This is a genomic window from Rouxiella aceris, assembly GCF_012933545.1.
Lineage (GTDB): Bacteria > Pseudomonadota > Gammaproteobacteria > Enterobacterales > Enterobacteriaceae > Rouxiella > Rouxiella aceris.
Genome location: NZ_JAADJU010000009.1, coordinates 156,832 through 177,250, shown reverse-complemented (window position 1 = coordinate 177,250; position 20,419 = coordinate 156,832). Strand labels below are relative to the sequence as shown.

The 20,419-nt window shown below is 52.5% G+C and carries 16 protein-coding genes; 6 read left to right on the top strand and 10 right to left on the bottom strand.

All coding sequences use genetic code 11. From position 1 onward, the window contains the following. The first annotated feature begins 24 nt into the window (after positions 1-24). The 3 genes from GW590_RS17420 to dolP all read left to right on the top strand — a co-directional run bounded on the left by GW590_RS17420 (position 25) and on the right by dolP (position 1,641). A complete protein-coding gene (locus GW590_RS17420; protein ID WP_169404347.1) occupies positions 25-396 on the top strand; it encodes a YraN family protein in 372 nt (123 codons plus the stop codon). A gap of 69 nt (positions 397-465) precedes the next feature. Then, the gene (gene diaA, locus GW590_RS17415; RefSeq protein WP_169404346.1) at positions 466-1,056 is read left to right on the top strand and encodes a DnaA initiator-associating protein DiaA; all 591 of its coding nucleotides are present in this window, start codon (positions 466-468) and stop codon (positions 1,054-1,056) included. Positions 1,057-1,065: 9 nt separating this feature from the next. Further along, positions 1,066-1,641, top strand: a complete 576-nt coding sequence (gene dolP, locus GW590_RS17410; protein ID WP_169404345.1) for a division/outer membrane stress-associated lipid-binding lipoprotein — start codon at positions 1,066-1,068, stop codon at positions 1,639-1,641. A gap of 72 nt (positions 1,642-1,713) precedes the next feature. On the opposite strand, the gene GW590_RS17405 is transcribed toward dolP, so the two are convergent. The 5 genes from GW590_RS17405 to arcB all read right to left on the bottom strand — a co-directional run bounded on the left by GW590_RS17405 (position 1,714) and on the right by arcB (position 8,684). Beyond that, on the bottom strand, positions 1,714-3,078 hold the full coding sequence (locus GW590_RS17405; protein ID WP_169404344.1) for a sensor histidine kinase: 1,365 nt from the start codon (positions 3,076-3,078) through the stop codon (positions 1,714-1,716). Positions 3,079-3,101: 23 nt separating this feature from the next. Further along, a complete protein-coding gene (locus GW590_RS17400) occupies positions 3,102-3,785 on the bottom strand; it encodes a response regulator transcription factor (protein WP_169404343.1) in 684 nt (227 codons plus the stop codon). Positions 3,786-3,799: 14 nt separating this feature from the next. After that, positions 3,800-4,609 (bottom strand): MipA/OmpV family protein, encoded by an 810-nt coding sequence (locus tag GW590_RS17395; RefSeq protein WP_169404342.1) that lies wholly within the window; start codon positions 4,607-4,609, stop codon positions 3,800-3,802. 102 nt (positions 4,610-4,711) lie between these two features. After that, positions 4,712-5,443: a monofunctional biosynthetic peptidoglycan transglycosylase gene (gene mtgA, locus GW590_RS17390; protein ID WP_169404341.1), complete on the bottom strand. Its 732-nt coding sequence runs from the start codon at positions 5,441-5,443 to the stop codon at positions 4,712-4,714. Positions 5,444-6,344: 901 nt separating this feature from the next. Further along, positions 6,345-8,684 (bottom strand): aerobic respiration two-component sensor histidine kinase ArcB, encoded by a 2,340-nt coding sequence (arcB, locus tag GW590_RS17385; protein ID WP_169404340.1) that lies wholly within the window; start codon positions 8,682-8,684, stop codon positions 6,345-6,347. Positions 8,685-9,595: 911 nt separating this feature from the next. Here arcB and gltB point away from each other — a divergent pair. Beyond that, positions 9,596-14,068 carry a glutamate synthase large subunit gene (gene gltB, locus GW590_RS17380; RefSeq protein WP_169404339.1) on the top strand — a complete coding sequence of 1,491 codons (4,473 nt, stop codon included), beginning with the start codon at positions 9,596-9,598 and terminating at the stop codon, positions 14,066-14,068. Positions 14,069-14,077: 9 nt separating this feature from the next. After that, the gene (locus GW590_RS17375; protein WP_169404407.1) at positions 14,078-15,496 is read left to right on the top strand and encodes a glutamate synthase small subunit; all 1,419 of its coding nucleotides are present in this window, start codon (positions 14,078-14,080) and stop codon (positions 15,494-15,496) included. Between the two features lie 163 nt (positions 15,497-15,659). Here GW590_RS17375 and sspB read toward each other — a convergent pair whose 3' ends face one another. The 5 genes from sspB to zapE form a co-directional block, all read right to left on the bottom strand. After that, positions 15,660-16,148 (bottom strand): ClpXP protease specificity-enhancing factor, encoded by a 489-nt coding sequence (gene sspB, locus GW590_RS17370; protein ID WP_169404338.1) that lies wholly within the window; start codon positions 16,146-16,148, stop codon positions 15,660-15,662. Positions 16,149-16,153: 5 nt separating this feature from the next. After that, positions 16,154-16,795, bottom strand: a complete 642-nt coding sequence (gene sspA / locus GW590_RS17365; protein ID WP_169404337.1) for a stringent starvation protein SspA — start codon at positions 16,793-16,795, stop codon at positions 16,154-16,156. A 520-nt stretch (positions 16,796-17,315) separates the two neighbouring features. Further along, positions 17,316-17,708: a 30S ribosomal protein S9 gene (rpsI, locus tag GW590_RS17360; protein ID WP_169404336.1), complete on the bottom strand. Its 393-nt coding sequence runs from the start codon at positions 17,706-17,708 to the stop codon at positions 17,316-17,318. A gap of 15 nt (positions 17,709-17,723) precedes the next feature. Further along, the gene (gene rplM / locus GW590_RS17355; protein ID WP_008925400.1) at positions 17,724-18,152 is read right to left on the bottom strand and encodes a 50S ribosomal protein L13; all 429 of its coding nucleotides are present in this window, start codon (positions 18,150-18,152) and stop codon (positions 17,724-17,726) included. Positions 18,153-18,439: 287 nt separating this feature from the next. Continuing rightward, on the bottom strand, positions 18,440-19,573 hold the full coding sequence (zapE, locus tag GW590_RS17345) for a cell division protein ZapE (protein ID WP_169404406.1): 1,134 nt from the start codon (positions 19,571-19,573) through the stop codon (positions 18,440-18,442). Between the two features lie 424 nt (positions 19,574-19,997). On the opposite strand from zapE, the gene zapG reads away from it, so the two are divergent. Then, entirely contained in the window at positions 19,998-20,402 is a 405-nt protein-coding gene (gene zapG, locus GW590_RS17340) for a Z-ring associated protein ZapG (protein ID WP_169404335.1), read from the top strand. Positions 20,403-20,419: the final 17 nt, after the last annotated feature.

The window sequence follows — 20,419 nt, the reverse complement described above, 5'->3', positions numbered from 1 at the left end:
GGTGTATCAGTACAAGGACGTACTATGGAACCAATACCGTTAACTCGCCGCCAGCAGGGAGCGAGTTATGAAAATCTTGCCAGACGCTATCTTGAACGCGCGGGACTGACTTTTATTGCAGCCAATGTCGCCTGTCGCGCCGGCGAGTTGGATCTCATTATGCGAGATCGCCAAACCTGGGTATTTGTTGAGGTTCGCTACCGCCGTAACGCCACATTTGGTGGCGCGGCAGCCAGCGTAACCCACTCGAAACAGCAGCGCCTGTTGCGTGCTGCTGCCTTTTGGCTTGCGAAACACCATGCAAGCTTTGACACATCATCTTGCCGTTTTGATGTTTTAGCCATCACAGGCAGCCAGATAGAATGGCTGCAAGATGCATTCAATGCGCAAGGATAGTAACAAGACTGAGGGTGGCGCAGCGGATCCTCTCCTGCGGGCCTACATTTTGACTGACGAGAAAATAACGTGCTGGAAAGAATCAAAGCCTGCTTTACCGAAAGTATCCAAACTCAGATTGCAGCAGCAGAAGCTTTACCTGACGCCATATCGCGCGCGGCCATGACGCTGGTTGAATCGCTGCTAAACGGCAATAAGATCCTGTGCTGCGGGAACGGAACCTCGGCAGCCAACGCTCAGCATTTTGCCGCCAGTCTGATAAATCGTTTCGAAACTGAACGTCCGAGCCTTCCTGCAATCTCACTATGTGCAGATAACGTGGTTCTGACCGCCATTACCAACGACCGCTTGCATGATGAAGTTTATGCCAAGCAAGTCCGCGCGTTAGGTCAGGCCGGCGATGTCTTACTGGCGATTTCGACTCGTGGCAACAGTCGTGATATTGTCAAAGCGGTAGAAGCAGCAGTGACGCGGGATATGACCATTGTTGCTCTTACCGGCTATGACGGCGGCGAGCTGGCAGGATTACTGGGTACGCATGACGTTGAGATCCGCATTCCCTCTCATCGCAGTGCGCGCATTCAGGAAATGCATATGCTTACCGTAAATTGCCTCTGCGACCTGATAGACAATACGCTATTTCCACACCAGGACGATTAAGGAGCTCCAATGAAGGCAAGTTACCTCTTAGCTGTAACGCTTAGCGCCCTCTTGTTACAAGGCTGCGTAGCTGCGGCAGTGGTCGGTGTTGCCGGTGTTGCCACCAAAACGACGACTGACCCACGGACTGTTGGCACTCAGGTTGATGACTCTACGCTAGAAGCGCGCGTCTCCAATGCCATCAGCACCAATAAGAATCTAAAAGAAAAAGCACGGATTGTCGCCACCGCTTATCAGGGCAAAGTCTTGCTGACCGGTCAGGCACCAACGGCAGATATGGCCAGCCAGGCAAAACAGCTGACGATGAAAGTCGACGGTGCGACCGATGTCTATAACGAAATCCGTACCGGCAATCCGGTTAGTCTGGGCACCGCCTCGATGGATACCTGGATCACCACCAAAGTACGTTCACAATTACTGACCAGCGATACGGTCAAGTCTTCTAATGTGAAAGTCACCACCGAGAACGGCGAAGTGTTCTTGCTGGGGCTGGTCACGCAAGAAGAAGGCCAGTCGGCAGCGAAAATTGCCGCCGGGGTTAGCGGTGTCAAACACGTGACTACTGCGTTTACCTACGTAAAATAGTCCGCCGGTTAACACCAAAAGGGACAGCGACTGCTACAAGCGGCTGTCCCTTTTTATTGTCCTGACTATCGTTTAAAGCCACAACACAAAGTGCGTTCCCTGCCCCGAGGTTTCCACCGTAATCAGCCAGCGATGTGCCGTCGCAATTTCCTTGCAGATCGCCAGGCCCAATCCAGCGCCTTCGCTAACGGTTTCAGTGCCGCGCCAAAAACGAGTAAACAGCAACGGCAAATTCTCGGCCGGGATCCCCGGTCCATTGTCCACTACCCGAATTGCCGCGGCTTCGATAATCACCTTCACCGCATGGTCAGCGGGGGTGACATGAATGGCGTTTTCAATCAGGTTTTTCAGCAAGATAAACAGCGCGCCTTTATCGGCACGAATCAGCGGCAAATCCACGGCGGTCTGGAGCAACAGTGTCACCTGTCGGCCCCTGGCCTTGGGTTGCAGATAATCGATCACATCTGCGGCGACCTCATCGCGATCGACATCACCAAAGGTGTAGTTTTGCTGTTCACTCACTTCGGCCAGATGCAGCAGTTGCCGCACCTGACGTGCCATCAAATCAATTTCGCGAAACATTAGCCCGGGCTCACGGATATCCGTTTGCAGCTCGATCTGGCCTCTGAGTAAAGTCAGGGGCGTTTGCAGCTCATGGGCCACGGAGGCGAGAAACTCCTGCTGCACCTTAAACCCCTTCTCCAGCCTGCTCAGCGCATCGTTAAAGGCTGCCATCAGCGGTTTGATTTCACTGGGCACATCATCGATTGCCAGACGCGTCTGTAAATTGGCCGGAGTAATGGAGGCAGCGGCGCGGGAAGCAATACGCAGGGGGCGCAGTAAAAAAAGAAAAATAAGCGGAAACAAGATCGCGAATACGATGCTGGCAATAAATAACGTCCAGCCAATGACATGGGGGATCGGCCTCAGTTTGGTGTCCATCATCGCGCGATTGAAAAGCGTATTGGTTGCCAACTGTTGATAGAAAAAATGGCCGTTGTGCTCGATCTTGCGGGTAAGCAGAGAGTATTCCTCACCGTTGATGCTGATTTTCTGCTGGCTGTCTGCCAGTAAAGCCAGACCCTGCCTGCCCCACGGATGGCGATCGCTCATCGCCGCGCCGTCGGTCGAAAACAGCAGAAGGTGCCCCTGCTGGTCAAAGATGCGGTACATCACTTCCTCGGGAGCGACCTTAAGCAACCAGTCAATGCGCGGTTCAAGGTCAAGCGACACCGGAGTTCCGTTCACGTCATAGCGGATCCCTTCCGCTATCCTGTGCGCCAGCTGGCTATTTTCATCCTCTTGCCACATTTTATCGGGGAAGTAATAAAAAGCACCGAGCACCAGGGAGACGATCAGCGTCAAACTGATTGCCAGCGCCACCATGCTGGCCACCCATAATTGTAGCGAAAGACTGCGAACCCAGGTGCCAGGCATAACGATTCCCCATAAGGTTAAGATCAGGCCGGTTCCGCCCGCCGCAGGGCAAAACCCACCCCACGAATATTGGTGATATGGACGCGGGTGCCTACTGCCAGCATCTTTTTGCGTAAACGGTGGACCGTCACTTCCAGCGCATTAGGCGTTACCGCATCTGCAAAGCCCCAGGCCTGGTGTTCCAACACCGCATGGCGCACCGTCTGCTCACCGCCTTTTAGCAGCGTGAGCATAATCTGCAGTTCGGCAGGGGCCAGCAGCAAAACCTGGTCACCGCAACGTAGCGTCTGCGCCTGAGCATCAACGCTGATATCCGCAAAACTCGGTACCAGATCGCTGATAACCGCAGGACGACGCATCAGGGTACGCACCCTTGCCACCAGCTCACTGATGGCAAAAGGTTTGGTGACATAATCATCGGCACCGCTTTCCAGCCCTTCAATACGATCGTGCAGAGCATCCCGGGCGGTAAGGATCAATGCCGGGGTCATCACCCCTGACTCACGCAGACGCTTGAGGAAACCCAAACCATCACCGTCGGGCAAACCCCGGTCAATAATCAGCACCGCATAGTCAGCATGTTTCACACCGTAACCGGCAGCAGACAAGTTGCTGAAAATGTCCGTCTCGATCCCGGCGGCAGCTAATGCCTGGCGGATCATGATCCCCAGGCGGGGATGATCCTCGATCAGCGCGACGCGTGGCATAGATGATTGCTCAATTAGAAGTGATAAAGGTAAGCCAGTTTTGCCTCAGGCTGCCAGGTTTCACTGACCAATGGGCTGTCGGTAATACCGCTGCCCAGACGGGTGACACCCAGGTCAAAACTGATACTCTGGTGCTCGGTAAACCGATAGCCAAAGCGCGTACCGGCTGAAAGATTATAGCTGGCCGTTGCCGTATAGGCCTCACGTCCTGGCCGCGCTTCATCCTGCTTAACGCCATAATAGTAATCAACATTACTGCCACTCAACCAGGCTGCAGCAATATGCGGCTCCACGGAAAAATGACCGTAATTGAAGTCTTTGCTTAATTCGATCTCGGCTTTTTGCCCTTTATTACCCGCCAGCAAGTAATCGACGGACAAACGGCCAACGGCGGTTTGCCAGGCGACGGTCGGCCCCAGCCATAGTGCACCTTTTCGCGTTTGCATATCACTGAGGATTGGCGCGTCTGACCCTTTGTAACCGTCACCCAGCGCATATCTTGCCCGTAACGAAACGCTGAACGTATCCCAACGCCCAACTTTGACATCAAGTTGATTAGCAAAAAAGTGCAGCCATTTATCGTCGAAATAGAGTAGCGGAAGCGGGGAATATTTGGCGCCTACGCCGTCATAAGGAGACTGGTGATAGCCGATCCCGGCTCCCAGGCCCCATTGCGTCGTAGACTCCTGAGTGTTTTGCCAGGTAAAGCCCGATCCCGTCGACGGGGCAGCGCTGGCGCTTTGAGCCAGCATCATACCGCAACCCAGCCCAACGGATAGCATCACCCAAGGAGCAGGCAGACTACAGCAGTGTAACGTTCTCACAGTTTATTCCTCTGAATGCCGTACCAGAAGGAATCGACTTTAAGACAGCCTGACTTACTGCTTACTTACCGGACACCAGGATATGTCTGCACTCTTTTTTAGCTAACGCAGCTTGTGTTCAATCAAAAAACCCTCGCCGCCCAACTGGCTCATCTGTCGCAAGATCCACTGCTGACGCCGCAATACATACGCCGACGGGGCATTGACTTTATACAGGTGAGGATTGGGCAATACCGCAGCCAACAGCGCGGCCTGAGAAGCCGTCAGCCGACTGGCGGGTTTATGAAAGAAATGCTGGGCGGCCTGTTCGACACCAAACACCCCGTCGCCAAACTCCACAATATTGAGATAGACCGTCAAAATGCGCCGTTTGGTCCACACGGTTTCAATGCCCAGGGTCAGCCCGGCTTCCAGCCCCTTGCGGATCCAACTGCGGCCATCCCAAAGAAACAGGTTTTTCGCCGTTTGCTGAGACAGGGTGGAAGCACCGCGAATATTGGCATCTTCCTGTTCATTATGGTTAAGGGCGGACTGAATGGCTTCGACATCAAATCCCCAATGATCGGGGAATTTTTGGTCCTCCGCCGCCATCACCGCCAGCGCCATTGGCGACGATATAGCGCTCATTGGCACCCAATCTGAGTGAGAGACATAGCCGAAGTCGCCGCTAAACCAGGCGGAAATCTGTCTTTCGACCATGACCGCCGAAAAGGGCACCGGTAAAAACGAAAAAAATACAATCCCGGCTAACCACACGGCAACTAAGGAGATTACCGCTGTTTTTAGCCATAAAAAGGGGCGATATAGCGAACTTTTTATTAATGATTTGCTCATGCAATACAATCCAATACACATCTGACCAGCTTATCAATACTCACGGCTGCCTCCTTTATCATGCTAGCAAATACCTCACCAAGAGTGCTAACAATCGGCTATTACCTGCCTGTCGCTCAATTACTCGCCGGGTGGCGTTGGTCATCTGCGCCCAATGCATCAATGAGTTCCGTATTTTTCCGTTCGTTTTTCCCTGTTTCGCTAACGGTTTCACCGGGTGATTGGCAAGCCCGACAGACAGAAAGGCTGATAAAACCTATTGGTTTATGTTTCTTATGAATCCATCGACTAAACATTAATAATCACTAATCAATCGACCAGACGATTTCATACCTAAGTCAGGTGCTCAACCTGATGTTCCCCCCTATGCCATGCGCTATATTCCATATGGAAGAGGTTTGTCGGCGGGCGCTTCTAACTAAAATTATCGCTTTATCCGTTCGCCAGGCCAGCGCCACGAGAAAACATCACCCACAGCATCTTATTTTTTAAAATAAACCATTAATTACAGTGAGTTAAAATAATTCCAGTGTCTGGAGCAAGTCTTATAAAACATATTTATTGCTTATAACCGAAACGATAATAACGGATTGGGCCTGGCAAGCTGATGCAAAACCCTTGCCCGCAGGCAGCCCTGCGCAGGCTTTCATGCACCCGCCGTAAAATTTCCTGCGATAAACGCTTGAACTTTTGTATAGACAAAGATTAATCTACATCACAGTTTTTAATGAATCTCGTAACAGTTTCGCTGATTTTTGTTATGTTGACTCGGCAATATTGTATTACACTTACATTTCTAATTTACCAAGACCTGCGAACTCCGAACCCTAAGAATCCTATCGTGGGTTAACCATTTCCCTGGTGTTGGCGCAGTATTAGCGCACCCCGGCCTAGGCTGGGGTTATTTTTTTTCAGCGTCTGCCGTCCATTCACGCAATACCTGCACATCATTGCGCCATTCCAGTTTTAACTCGTCGACCCAATCCTGAACGTTGTCCCACCAGGCTGGCAAAGTAGGCGTTTGTATTTGCTGGGCCAACTGCTGCAAGTGTTTCAAGCCCACCGACCCCGCTGCACCCTTGATTTTATGCGCCTCTTCGGTAATGCCTTGCTGATCGCGGGCGGTCATATTGGAGTCCAGCAACTCAAGATAGCCAGGCATCATCTTTTCGAACATATCGGCGCTCTGATGTATCAGGCCCGGCCCTACCAACTCCATATACTGTTCCAGCATTGGGATATCGAGCAGATTTTCATTGGCCTTCATGGTTTTATGCTCCTTGTTGTTTGCGACATGCTGCGGCTGGTGATCCCAGAACTGCTGGATCATGGCGGTAAGTGCCGGCACGGAGAGCGGTTTGCTTAACACGTCATCGATACCGGCATCCTGGTACTCTTTCTTGTCTTTCAAAACGTTGGCCGTCAGCGCCACCAGCGGTGGCAACGCTTGACCGGCATATTTGTCTTTCAGTATCCGGGCGATATCCAGGCCGGTCATATCAGGCAGTTGAATATCCAGCAATACCAAATCAAACTCATCGGGGTCGAACATGGCTAGCGCATCATGGCCATTCATTGCCACTTCCACGCTACTGCCCAGTTTTTCCAGCACTGAACGGGCGACGATTACGTTAAGTTCGATATCTTCCACCAGCAGGATATTCAATGCGGGTAGCGGCAACGTATCGGCATCGTTTAATGCTTCTTCCGGTTCGTCCAGGGTTGGCGCATTGACCGTCAGAGTGAAGCAGGAACCTTTGCCCGGTTCACTGCATACGGTGATATCCCCGCCCATGCTCTGCGCCAGACGCTTGGAAACCGCCAGACCAATACCGGTGCCGGTGGCCGGTTTGCCGCCGTTCTTGTCCTTGACCTGATAGTACATGGCGAAGATTTTGTCCTGTTCCGCCTGCGGGATACCCATACCGGAGTCCTGGACCTCAAAGCACAAGTGATCCTTGCCGTCGTGATGTACCCGCACCACAATCTCGCCCTGATGGGTAAACTTCACCGCGTTGCCAATCAGATTCCACAGGATCTGGCGCAAACGGGTGCCGTCGCTCTTAACGGTATGCGGTAACGGCATATCCGGCTGCATCACGAACTTCAGCCCCTTGGGTTGCACCAGCAAGCCGGAGAGGTTTTCCAGATCGGAAAGGAAGTCGGTAAAATTGATCGGATTATTGTCGAGTTGCACCTTGCGGCGCTCAAGCTTATCCATCTCAATGATATCGTTAAAGATATTCCCCAGGGTAATGGCACTGACGTGGATGGTCTTGAGGTAGTTATGCTGTTCATCGTTCAGTTCCGTATCCAGCAGAATACGGCTCAGACCGACAATGCCATTAAGCGGCGTACGCAGCTCGTGGCTGATCGTAGAGATAAATGTGGTCTTCTCCCTGCTGGCGTTCTCTAACGCGTCCTGATAGCGCTTACGCTCGGTAATATCACGCCCAAACCCCATCAGTCCGTGACGTTTACCCACACGGTCATAAAAAGGCACCTTGCGCAGTTCAAAACAGGCTTTGCGGCCATCAGGATAAACCAGCCACTGTTCATAGGTCAGGGCGACATTATGGCGGAAGACTTTTTCGTCGGTCTCAATGACTTTTTCGGCAATATCCGCGGTATAGACATCGTCCGGTGTCAGACCAATCAACTGCTTCTCGCTGCGACCGGTGAGTAACTCCATGGCGCGATTACAGCCAGAAAACTCTTTGTCTTCGTTACGGTAATAGACCAGGTCCGGGGAGGCATCGAGAAAAGAGCGCAACAGGGCTGACTGCTGACTGAGTTCGACCTGCGCCTGCTCGCGGTGCTGCATTTCCAGCTTAAGTTTGTCGACCACCGCCAGACGCGCCTCTTCGGCTTTGATACGGTCGGCGATCTCCTGATTCAACTGAGCAATATTTTCTGTCAGTTGCTGGTTTAGCGTGAGGTCACGGTGGCGCATCTCTTCGAGTTTATCCACCAGGCGAGACAGGCGCTGACGGGACTCTTCCAGTTGTTCGACCACCACTGACAAGAAATAGACCGCCCAGGGGGTAATAATCAGACCAAAGAAGATGGAGCGCACCACATCAATACTTTCAACCTGCCCGCGCAACAGCATGGTCACGGCCATTTGCACAATCATTGCCAGTACCACCAGCGCCGAGGCAAGCAATAGCGAAAAACGTACCAGGCCGAGCTTAACCATCAGGTCGACGTAGTACTGCGCAAGTAATCTGATCTGCTTCATGGCCTTTCCTTGAGAAAACATTGTCTATACCCGCTCGCGGTCAGGTTGCAGGTTCGTGGCAGCACAGCTAAATCATACCGCAAAACAGGCACATTTCAGCCAGCAAGTCAGTTTTTGGCTGAGAATTCTCGCTTTTGCACCGTTAGGGAACGATGGATGGTGCAAAGGCTCCAAACTGGCAATTATTGACTAACGTCGGCCTTGCAATTATTAATAGTCTTATACTGAATACTTCCAAGGCCCAGCCCGAAAAGGCTTTTCTCTTTTCTCTATTACTCTTTTGCGCTGCCGACCAGCCAGATAAAGAATAACTATTCAGTATTACTGCAAATAAAATCACTCAACACAGTATGAATAATTCTTATTATCCCGCCGCTATAATTACAATATTACGCTACAGTTAAAAACAGCGATAAAGCACATGCAATGCCCATTGTGCAGAACAAAAAACTGGCAAAGTATCATTCACTAGCACAGGGAACAGATATGCGCCTTGCGTGACAGTGAGACAGCTCACACTTCCCAGCCTGTTTCAGACTGTTATTATAGCCCCTCAAAAACCACTAAAATGATACATATCAAAACGTTAATTGATAAAACATCTATTTTGCCACGGTGACAATCGGTATTTGACCTACCCGCGCTTTCTCGCTAAGTTGGGAGTCCGCTGGAAGCACTCTTTATCAGTTAAAATCGATGAGCCAATAACTCGTCATATTTATGCAGTAATTGAAGACTCCCTCATTAAAACAAGTCATATACCACTTGTGAGAACCGTCACGAGGGGCCATTGACGGAGGATGTCAGCCCATAATCGCACCATAAGAGTGCGTTAATACGCTGAATCAGCCGTTATTATGCTCCCTCGCAATAGGTGTGAGAGTCTCGCAGAGCCTGGGGAGGTTCAAGACATGTTATATGATGCATCCCAAGAGAGGGACAACTGTGGTTTCGGCCTGATCGCCCACATAGAAGGCGAACCTAGCCATAAGGTCGTCCGTACGGCCATTCACGCCCTTGCGCGTATGCAGCACCGTGGCGCTATTCTTGCTGATGGCAAGACCGGGGATGGTTGCGGCTTGCTGTTACAAAAACCGGACCGTTTCTTCCGGATGATCGCCGAAGAGCGCAGTTGGCGCCTGGCGAAGAACTATGCCGTCGGCATGCTGTTCCTCAACAAAGACGAGGCACTGGCCGCCGAAAGCCGCCGCATTGTCGAAGAAGAGCTGGAGAACGAGACGCTGTTTGTTGTTGGCTGGCGCGAAGTGCCGACCAATCCCGACGTTCTCGGCGAGATTGCCCTCTCCTCCCTGCCGCGCATCGAACAGATTTTTGTCAACGCGCCAGCCGGTTGGCGCCCGCGTGATATGGAACGCCGCCTGTATATGGCGCGCCGCCGCATTGAAAAACGCATCAGCGAGAGCAACGGCCCGGACAAAGATTTCTATGTCTGTAGCTTCTCCAACGTGGTCAATATCTATAAAGGTCTGTGCATGCCTGCCGACCTGCCGCGTTTCTACCTCGATCTGGCGGACCTGCGTCTGGAATCGGCCATTTGCCTGTTCCATCAGCGCTTCTCCACCAACACCGTACCACGCTGGCGTCTGGCGCAGCCTTTCCGTTACCTGGCGCACAACGGTGAAATCAACACTATTGCCGGTAACCGCCAATGGGCGCGTGCCCGTGCTTACAAATTTAAAACCCCGCTGATCCCCGATCTGCAGGATGCTTCGCCGTTTGTGAATGAAACCGGTTCTGACTCCAGCTCATTAGACAATATGCTGGAACTGTTCCTTAGCGGCGGTATGGATCTGCTGCGCGCCATGCGTTTGCTGGTACCGCCAGCCTGGCAGCAGAACCCGGATATGGATAACGACCTGCGCTCGTTCTTTGATTTCAACTCCATGCATATGGAGCCATGGGACGGTCCGGCAGGTATTGTGATGTCTGACGGGCGCTATGCCGCCTGTACGCTGGATCGCAACGGCCTGCGCCCGGCGCGTTATGTCATTACCAAAGACAAGCTGATCACCTGCGCTTCGGAAGTCGGCATCTGGGATTACCAGCCGGACGAAGTGGTGGAAAAAGGCCGCGTCGGTCCAGGCGAACTGATGGTTATCGACACCCGCAGCGGCAAGATCCATCACTCTGCCGAAACCGACAACGATCTGAAAAGCCGTCACCCTTACAAAGAGTGGATGGAAAAGAACGTTCAGCGTCTGGTGCCGTTTGAAGACCTGCCGGAAGATCTGGTCGGCAAGCGCGAAATGGACGATGCCCTGTTAGAGAGCTATCAGAAACAGTTCGGCTACAACAGCGAAGAGCTGGATCAGATCCTGCGCGTGCTCGGCGAAAATGGTCAGGAAGCCGTCGGCTCAATGGGCGATGATACGCCGTTTGCCGTGCTGTCCAGCCGTCCTCGCGTGATTTACGACTACTTCCGTCAGCAGTTTGCGCAGGTAACCAACCCGCCAATCGATCCGCTGCGTGAAGCCCACGTGATGTCACTGGCCACCAGCATTGGCCGCGAAATGAACGTGTTCTGCGAAGCCGAAGGTCAGGCACACCGTCTGAGCTTTAAATCGCCGATCCTGCTCTATTCCGACTTTTCACAGCTGACCACCCTTGATAGCAAACACTATCGCGCCGAAACCCTGGACCTGACCTTCGATCCGTCAGAACAGGATATGGCGACTTTTGTGCAAAAACTCTGTGACGAAGGCGAACGCAAAGTTCGCGAAGGCGCGGTGTTGCTGGTGCTGTCTGACCGTAATATTGCCCCTAACCGTTTACCGTTGCCTGCGCCAATGGCCGTGGGTGCGCTGCAGTATCGTCTGGTTGAAAAGAACCTGCGCTGCGACGCCAATATTATTGTCGAAACCGCCAGCGCCCGCGATCCTCACCATTTCGCCGTGTTGCTGGGCTTTGGTGCCACTGCGGTCTATCCATACCTGGCTTACGAAACGCTGGCCCGCCTGGTCGACACCCAGGTTATCGAGAAGAAATATCGCGATGTGATGCTGAATTACCGTAATGGCATCAACAAAGGCCTGTACAAGATCATGTCCAAAATGGGCATCTCGACCATTGCCTCTTACCGCTGCGCCCGTCTGTTCGAAGCCGTTGGCCTGCATAAAGAGCTGACTGATGTCTGCTTCCCGGGTGTGGTCAGCCGCATCAGTGGTGCCAGCTACAGCGACTTCCAGCAGGATCTGCAAAACCTGTCCAAACGCGCCTGGCTGAAACGCAAGACGCTGGATCAGGGCGGTCTGCTGAAATATGTCCACGGCGGGGAGTACCATGCCTATAACCCTGATGTGGTAAACAGTCTGCAAGCGGCAGTACAAAGCGGTGACTACGCCGATTATCAGAAATACGCCAAACTGGTTAACGAACGTCCGGTAGCCATGCTGCGCGATATGCTGAAGATCACCCCGAAAGGCGAGCCGATCCCGGTCGATCAGGTTGAGCCAGCCGAAGGCCTGTTCACCCGTTTCGATACCGCCGCCATGTCTATCGGTGCGTTAAGCCCGGAAGCCCATGAATCTTTGGCCGAAGCCATGAACAGCATCGGTGGTCGCTCCAACTCGGGTGAAGGCGGCGAAGATCCGGCGCGTTATGGCACCAATAAAGTGTCACGCATCAAGCAGGTCGCTTCCGGTCGCTTTGGCGTCACCCCGGCGTATCTGGTTAATGCCGATGTGATCCAGATTAAAGTCGCTCAGGGTGCCAAGCCGGGCGAAGGCGGCCAGTTGCCGGGGGATAAAGTCACCCCTTATATCGCCAAACTGCGTTATTCCGTGCCTGGCGTGACGCTGATTTCGCCACCGCCACACCATGATATCTATTCAATCGAAGATCTGGCTCAGTTGATTTTCGATTTGAAACAGGTCAATCCGAAGGCGATGATCTCCGTCAAACTGGTTTCCGAACCGGGTGTCGGGACTATCGCTACCGGTGTCGCCAAGGCTTATGCCGATCTGATCACCATTGCCGGCTATGACGGCGGTACAGGTGCCAGCCCGCTGTCGTCGGTGAAACATGCCGGCAGCCCGTGGGAATTGGGTCTGGTAGAAACCCAGCAGGCGCTGGTAGCCAACGGTCTGCGCCACAAGATCCGTCTGCAGGTGGATGGCGGTCTGAAAACCGGCGTAGATATTGTTAAAGCCGCGATCCTTGGTGCCGAAAGCTTTGGCTTTGGTACCGGACCAATGGTGGCGCTGGGCTGTAAATACCTGCGTATTTGCCATCTGAACAACTGCGCAACGGGCGTGGCAACTCAGGATGACAAACTGCGTCGTAATCATTACCACGGCTTGCCTGAACGCGTGACTAACTACTTCAAGTTTATCACCCAGGAAACCCGTGAGATTATGGCCGAACTGGGTATCAGCCAGTTGGTCGATCTGATTGGTCGTACCGATCTGCTGGTCGAGCTTGATGGTTTCACCGCCAAGCAAAACAAACTGGATCTGTCACCGCTGCTGATGACGGCAACGCCGCACCCAGGCAAAGCCGTTTACTGTACCGAGAACAATCCACCGTTTGATAAAGGCCAGTTGAACAAAGATATCCTGGAACAGGCAGCGCCGCACATTGAGGGCAAGCAGAGCAAGGCGTTCTACTTCGATATTCGCAATACCGACCGCTCCGTTGGTGCCCTGCTGTCAGGTGCCATTGCCGAGAAACACGGCGATCAGGGCATGGCTGCCGATCCGGTGCGCATTAACTTTAACGGTACCGCAGGCCAGAGCTTTGGCGTCTGGAACGCCGGTGGCGTTGACCTGATGCTGACCGGTGATGCCAACGACTACGTCGGCAAAGGCATGGCCGGTGGCCGCATTGCCATCCGTCCGCCAATTGGTTCCGCCTTCCGCAGCCATGAAGCCAGTATTGTCGGCAACACCTGTCTGTATGGCGCAACCGGCGGTAAGATGTTTGCCGCTGGCCGTGCGGGTGAACGTTTCGCGGTGCGTAACTCCGGGGCGATCACTGTTGTCGAAGGCATTGGTGACAACGGCTGTGAATATATGACCGGTGGTATCGTCTGCGTGCTGGGCCGTACCGGGGTCAACTTTGGTGCCGGTATGACCGGTGGCTTTGCTTATGTCCTCGACGAAGACGGCGAATTCCGCAAGCGCGTCAACCCAGAGCTGGTAGAAGTGCTCGAGGTTGAAGAGCTGGCAATTCATGAAGAACATCTGCGCGGTTTGATCACCGAACACGTACAGTTGACCGCGTCGGCCCGTGGTGAAGAGATTTTGGCGAACTGGCCTGAATGGGCGCCTAAATTTGCCCTGGTTAAACCAAAGTCCAGTGATGTTAAAGCATTGTTGGGTCACCGTAGTCGTTCCGCAGCTGAGCTGCGGGTACAAGCGCAGTAAGAGGTTATGATGAGTCAAAACGTTTATCAATTTGTCGACTTACAGCGCGTTGATCCGCCAAAAAAAGCGCTGAAGATCCGTAAAATTGAGTTTGTGGAAATTTACGAACCCTTCTCGGCAACTCAGGCGGCATCACAGGCAGACCGCTGTCTCTCCTGTGGCAACCCTTATTGCGAGTGGAAGTGTCCGGTGCATAACTACATTCCAAACTGGCTGAAACTGGCCAATGAGGGACGTATTATGGAAGCCGCCGATCTGGCGCACCAGACCAACAGTCTGCCAGAAGTCTGTGGGCGCGTATGCCCACAGGACCGCCTGTGCGAGGGTTCTTGTACCCTCAATGACGAATTCGGCGCCGTTACCATCGGCAATATCGAACGCTATATCAATGATAAAGCGATTGAAATGGGCTGGCGTCCGGATATGTCGCACGTTGAGTCTACCGGCAAACGCGTAGCGATTATTGGTGCCGGTCCGGCAGGTTTGGCCTGTGCCGATGTACTGACGCGCAACGGCGTGAAAGCGGTGGTGTTTGATCGCCATCCGGAGATTGGCGGTCTGCTGACCTTTGGTATCCCGTCGTTCAAGCTGGAAAAATCGGTGATGACCAAGCGTCGCGAGATCTTCACTGAAATGGGTATCGAGTTCCAGCTCAATACCGAAGTCGGCAAAGATATTACGATGGAAGCCCTGCTGGCAGAATACGATGCCGTATTCCTTGGCGTTGGCACCTATCAGTCAATGCGCGGTGACCTGGAGAACGAAGACGCACCAGGCGTTTATGATGCGCTGCCGTTCCTGATTGCCAATACCAAGCAACTGATGGGCTTTGACGCACAGCCGCACGAGCCTTATGTCAGCATGGAGCACAAACGCGTGGTGGTTCTCGGCGGGGGTGATACCGCTATGGACTGTGTGCGTACCTCCATCCGTCAGGGTGCGACTGCGGTGACTTGTGCTTACCGTCGTGACGAAGAGAATATGCCTGGCTCACGCCGTGAAGTGAAAAATGCCCGCGAAGAAGGTGTCGAATTCAAATTCAACCTGCAACCGCTGAGCATTGAACTTAACAGCTCAGGCCGCGTCTGTGGCATCAAGATGGCGCGTACCGAACTGGGCGCACCGGATGCCAAAGGCCGTCGTCGTGCAGAAATCGTGGCGGGTTCAGAGCACGTGATGGATGCCGATGCCGTGGTCATGGCGTTTGGTTTCCGACCACACAAAATGGACTGGCTGTCGGCGCACAACGTGGAGCTGGATAACCAGGGACGCATTGTGGCACCAGAAGGCCATGATAATCCATTCCAGACCAGCAACCCGAAAATCTTCGCTGGTGGCGACGCGGTTCGTGGTTCCGACCTGGTGGTTACCGCCATTGCTGAAGGCCGTAAAGCCGCTGACGGCATTATGTGTTTCCTCGAAGTCTAAATCCGCTTCAACCAACCCCCAGCGATTTGCCTGGGGGTTGCAAAAACCTGCATTTATTTTCGTGACCTCTGCCTGAAATTTTGCGCTGCACTCAAAAAAAAACCCCGCGCGGTTGCGCAGGGTTTATCGTGCTTATACTGTGTCAGCAATAACGCGTAGCTTCTTACTTCACCACACGCAGCGACGGACGACCACCGCGAGGCGGTGTCGGTGGCTCATCATCTGAACCGTCATCCGCGTTATCCGGCAGATCGCCATCAATCACTGACATGGTCGGTTCGGTATTTTGCTGTTCCAGATGTTCGAATGCTGCGGCACCATCGAGAGCCGGTTCAGGCTCAAACATGGTACCCGCACCGTTTTCACGCGCATAAATAGCCAATACGGCAGCGATAGGGACAAATACCTCACGTGGTATGCCACCAAAACGCGCATTGAAACGAACATCCGCATTGCCAAGCTCAAGGTTGCCAACCGCACGCGGGGCAACGTTAAGAACAATTTGTCCATCACGGGCAAATTCCATTGGCACAACAACACCCGGCTGGGTCACGTCCACCACCAGATGCGGCGTTAGCTGATTGTCGAGCAACCAGTCATAAAACGCGCGCAGCAGGAAGGGGCGGCGGGGAGACATGTCTGTCATCTCCATAGTTTTTATCCTCTGGCGTGCAGACGCATTTCACGCTCTGGCTCAGTCAGAGACGCCAGGAATGCGTCACGTTCAAATACGCGCGTCATATAGCCTTTCAGCTCTTTAGAACCGGTGCCTGACAGCTCAATGCCCAATACCGGCAAGCGCCACAGCAACGGAGCCAGATAGCAATCAACCAGGCTAAATTCTTCGCTCTTAAAGTAAGGCATATAGGAGAAGATTGGCGCAATAGCAAGCAACTCTTCACGCAATTGCTTACGTGCTGCATCAGCTTCCGCAGCAGAACCCTGCTCGATTTTACGCAGCAAGGAGTACCAGTCGTTTTCGATGCGGTGCATCATCAGACGGCTTTCACCACGGGCAACCGGATAAACCGGCATCAGCGGTGGATGCGGGAAACGCTCATCAAGGTATTCCATGATGATGCGGGACTCAAAAAGGGTCAGCTCACGATCGACCAGCGTAGGCACGGTGCGATACGGGTTGAGGTCAATAAGATCCTGTGGCAGGTGATCCATTTCTACCTGCTCTATCTCGACACTGACACCTTTTTCCGCCAGTACGATACGTACTTGATGGCTAAAAATGTCGGTCGGGCCAGAAAACAGCGTCATTACCGAACGTTTGTTGGCAGCGACAGCCATGAAAACCTCCAAGTTTATCTAGAATAATACTGCGAATAGCCGCGATCGGGCGGCTATCCTGAATAATCATATCCTTCGCTCTTGAAGTCACGGCGACGTTATCTTGACTCACCAACCCGGATAATTTGACTTAACTAAGCTTATCGAGATCCGTTCGTTTTGCTGCCGTGCTGTAACATCAATTACTTTGGATACATCTCACCTGTAACCCACAGTTTCGTAGATAAGCCAAAGCGGGGTAAACCCAGCCAGCAAAGACAGCAACGTTAACTGCTCGGTGCACAGGCGCAAAAGTGTGTGACAGTTTACCAGATTTTGCTCGTTCTGTGGGGATGTCGGCGACGATTTCGCAGGGAAATGTGTTTCAGAGGGAAATTAACAAACGAAAACAAGGGATTTCAACACTTTTTTTCGCCCGTGCCGATCGACAGGCGAAAAAAAACCCGGTGTAGCACCGGGTTTTTGTTGCGTTGTACCTGGCCAGAACCGAAGTTCCAACCGCTGCCAGGGCAGCAGGTAATTAACGCTTGGAGAACTGAGGACGACGACGTGCTTTACGCAGACCGACTTTCTTACGTTCAACCTGACGAGCATCGCGAGTTACGAAGCCAGCTTTACGCAGCTCCGAACGCAGACTTTCGTCATATTCCATCAGTGCACGAGTGATACCGTGACGGATAGCACCAGCTTGACCAGAGATACCACCACCTTTAACAGTGATGTACAGGTCAAATTTCTCAACCATATCGACCAGTTCCAGAGGTTGACGAACTACCATGCGGGCAGTTTCACGACCAAAGTACTGTTCCAGGCTACGCTGGTTAATTACGATGTTACCACTACCCGGTTTGATGAAAACACGAGCGGCGGAGCTTTTGCGGCGACCAGTGCCGTAGTATTGATTTTCAGCCATTGCCTATAATCCCGATTAAATGTCAAGAACTTGCGGTTGCTGTGCCGCATGAGTGTGCTCGTTGCCCGCGTAAACTTTAAGTTTACGGTACATTGCACGACCCAACGGACCCTTCGGCAGCATGCCTTTAACCGCGATCTCAATCACACGCTCAGGACGGCGAGCAATCATCTCTTCAAAGGTCGCTTGTTTGATACCACCGATGTGGCCGGTGTGATGGTAATAAATCTTGTCAGTACGCTTGTTGCCGGTTACAGCAACTTTTTCTGCGTTCAGAACGATGATGTAATCACCAGTATCAACGTGCGGAGTATATTCCGCTTTATGCTTGCCACGCAGACGGCGAGCCAGTTCAGTGGCCAGGCGACCCAAGGTCTTGCCGGTTGCGTCAACTACGAACCAGTCACGCTGTACTGTTTCCGGTTTAGCTGTAAAAGTTTTCATTAAAAGCTTACCCAATTTAAGTTACACGTTGGCGAACACCCAAACGCTTACCTGTTTATAAAATAAGTATTGGAGGTTCACACGACCATCAGTCCAGCAAACCTACCCCTTCGAATAGCCATTGCCGGCACTATAAAGTTTCGGGAAAAAAACTTTGTTGTAACGTGGGGTCGCAGGATTATAGAGAAGTCCGGAACAAAGAGCGAACCCTTTTTTGGAAAAAAGCATAATTTCCCTGTCTGCAGTCTACCCAATGCGCATAAAAAATGCGCAGTTAATTACCCGAATCAGGGAAGATGTTCGCTGGCGAGGTATTCCTCACTTTGCATTTCCTGCAAACGCGACAGGCAACGCTGATATTCAAATTTCAGCCGCTCACCGCGATAAATCTCAAACATCGCCACCTCCGCCGAAACCACCAGCTTGACGCGGCGTTCGTAAAACTCATCGACCAGCGCCAGAAAACGACGGGCAGCGTTTTCCTGGTCGCGGTGCATCACCGGCACATTATGCAGTAGCACGCTGTGATACAGCCGCGATAGCGCAATATAGTCCAGTTGACTGCGCGCTTCTTCACACAGGGTATGAAACTCGACGGCCAGCACGCCGTCGGCAGAAGCAATCGCCTGCAAGGGACGGTGATTAACCTCGAGCACCGGCGCCTGCTCACCGGCTTGCCCCGCCAGTTTGCCAAACATGACGTGCATTGCCTCATCAAGCTCGGAGGATGTTTTCCCGGCTTCTGGTGTCAGCCACAGGTTGGCCTGGGTCAGTGTACGCAAGCGATAGTCAATACCGGCGTCAACGTTCATAACATCACAATACTGATTGATCAGTGCAATCGCCGGTAAGAAACGGGCGCGCTGCAAACCGTTGCGGTAAAGGTTATCCGGCGGAATATTTGAGGTCGCCACCAGAGTGATGCCACGGGCAAACAGCGCCTGCAACAGCGTAGCCAGCAACATGGCGTCGGTAATATCGGAAACAAAAAACTCGTCGAAACAGAGCACGTCGGTTTCTTGCTTAAAATGATCGGCAATAATCTCCAGCGGATCGACCTGCCCTTGCAACTGAGTCAATTCCTGATGCACACGCAGCATAAAGCGGTGGAAATGCAGCCGCATTTTACGATCGCCCGGCAGGCTATGGAAAAACAGATCCATCAGCCAGGTCTTGCCGCGCCCCACGCCGCCCCACATATACAGGCCCTGTACCGGACGCTGTGCGGTTTTATTGGCTGTCTTTTTTAACAGTCGTCCCAACCAGCCACGGTTTTCGGCTAAATCCGCTGGTTTTGCCGCGACCAATTGTTGATAAATGGCATCAAGACGGGTTACGGCTTGCTTTTGAACATCATCCGGTTGGAACTCTCCGGCATCTAACGCACTCTGATAACAGATAAGGGGTGTTGTAGATTGCATGGTCATAAACGGCCCTGAGAAAATATTTTCAGTTTTTCTTGGCGAAATTTTCGGGTAATTAGCGCAGCGTTTTTCGCTATTTCGCGGTTTTTAATGTACTTATCACGCAAAGAAACCCCACTGGTTATTGCGAAAGTTACCACAGGATTCCACTAACACAAGGTTAACGGTTATAGTGGTGTTCAGTTTTACCCTACGCTGGTCAGCGATACCCTAAGTCATTGCTGTTGCAGTAAGACAGCAAATGCCAATACGCTGATGTGCACCGGTGCTTTGCGTGGTACTTCCACACTGCCGCCGTTGCTGCATCAGGTGTAGCGGGTATAAAAGCGATATATTTATTAAAGCTATTGTTAAAAAAGATTGGTGAGAAAGTTACGCCAAAAAGCCTTACAGGACAACGTTGTCAATAATAGGAGTTATCATGACTTGGGAGTATGCGCTCATTGGATTAGTGGTCGGTATCGCCATCGGCGCGGTAGCGATGCGCTTTGGCAATCGTAAATTACGCGATCAACAAATCATGCAAAACGAGCTCAACAAGAGCAAGGCAGAGCTGGAAGAATACCGTCAGGAGTTGGTGGGCCACTTTGCTCGCAGCGCCGAGCTGCTGGATAATATGGCCACTGACTATCGTCAGCTGTATCAACATATGGCAAAAAGCTCGAATAACCTGTTACCTGATTTGCCCGTGCAGGATAATCCATTCAACTATCGTCTGACCGGCTCAGAAGCGGACAACGATCAGGCACCGGTTGAAATGCCTCGTGATTATTCCGATGGTGCATCAGGCCTGCTGCGCAGTGGCGATCGCCCGCGCCGTAAATAATGCAGATAGCCGGATCG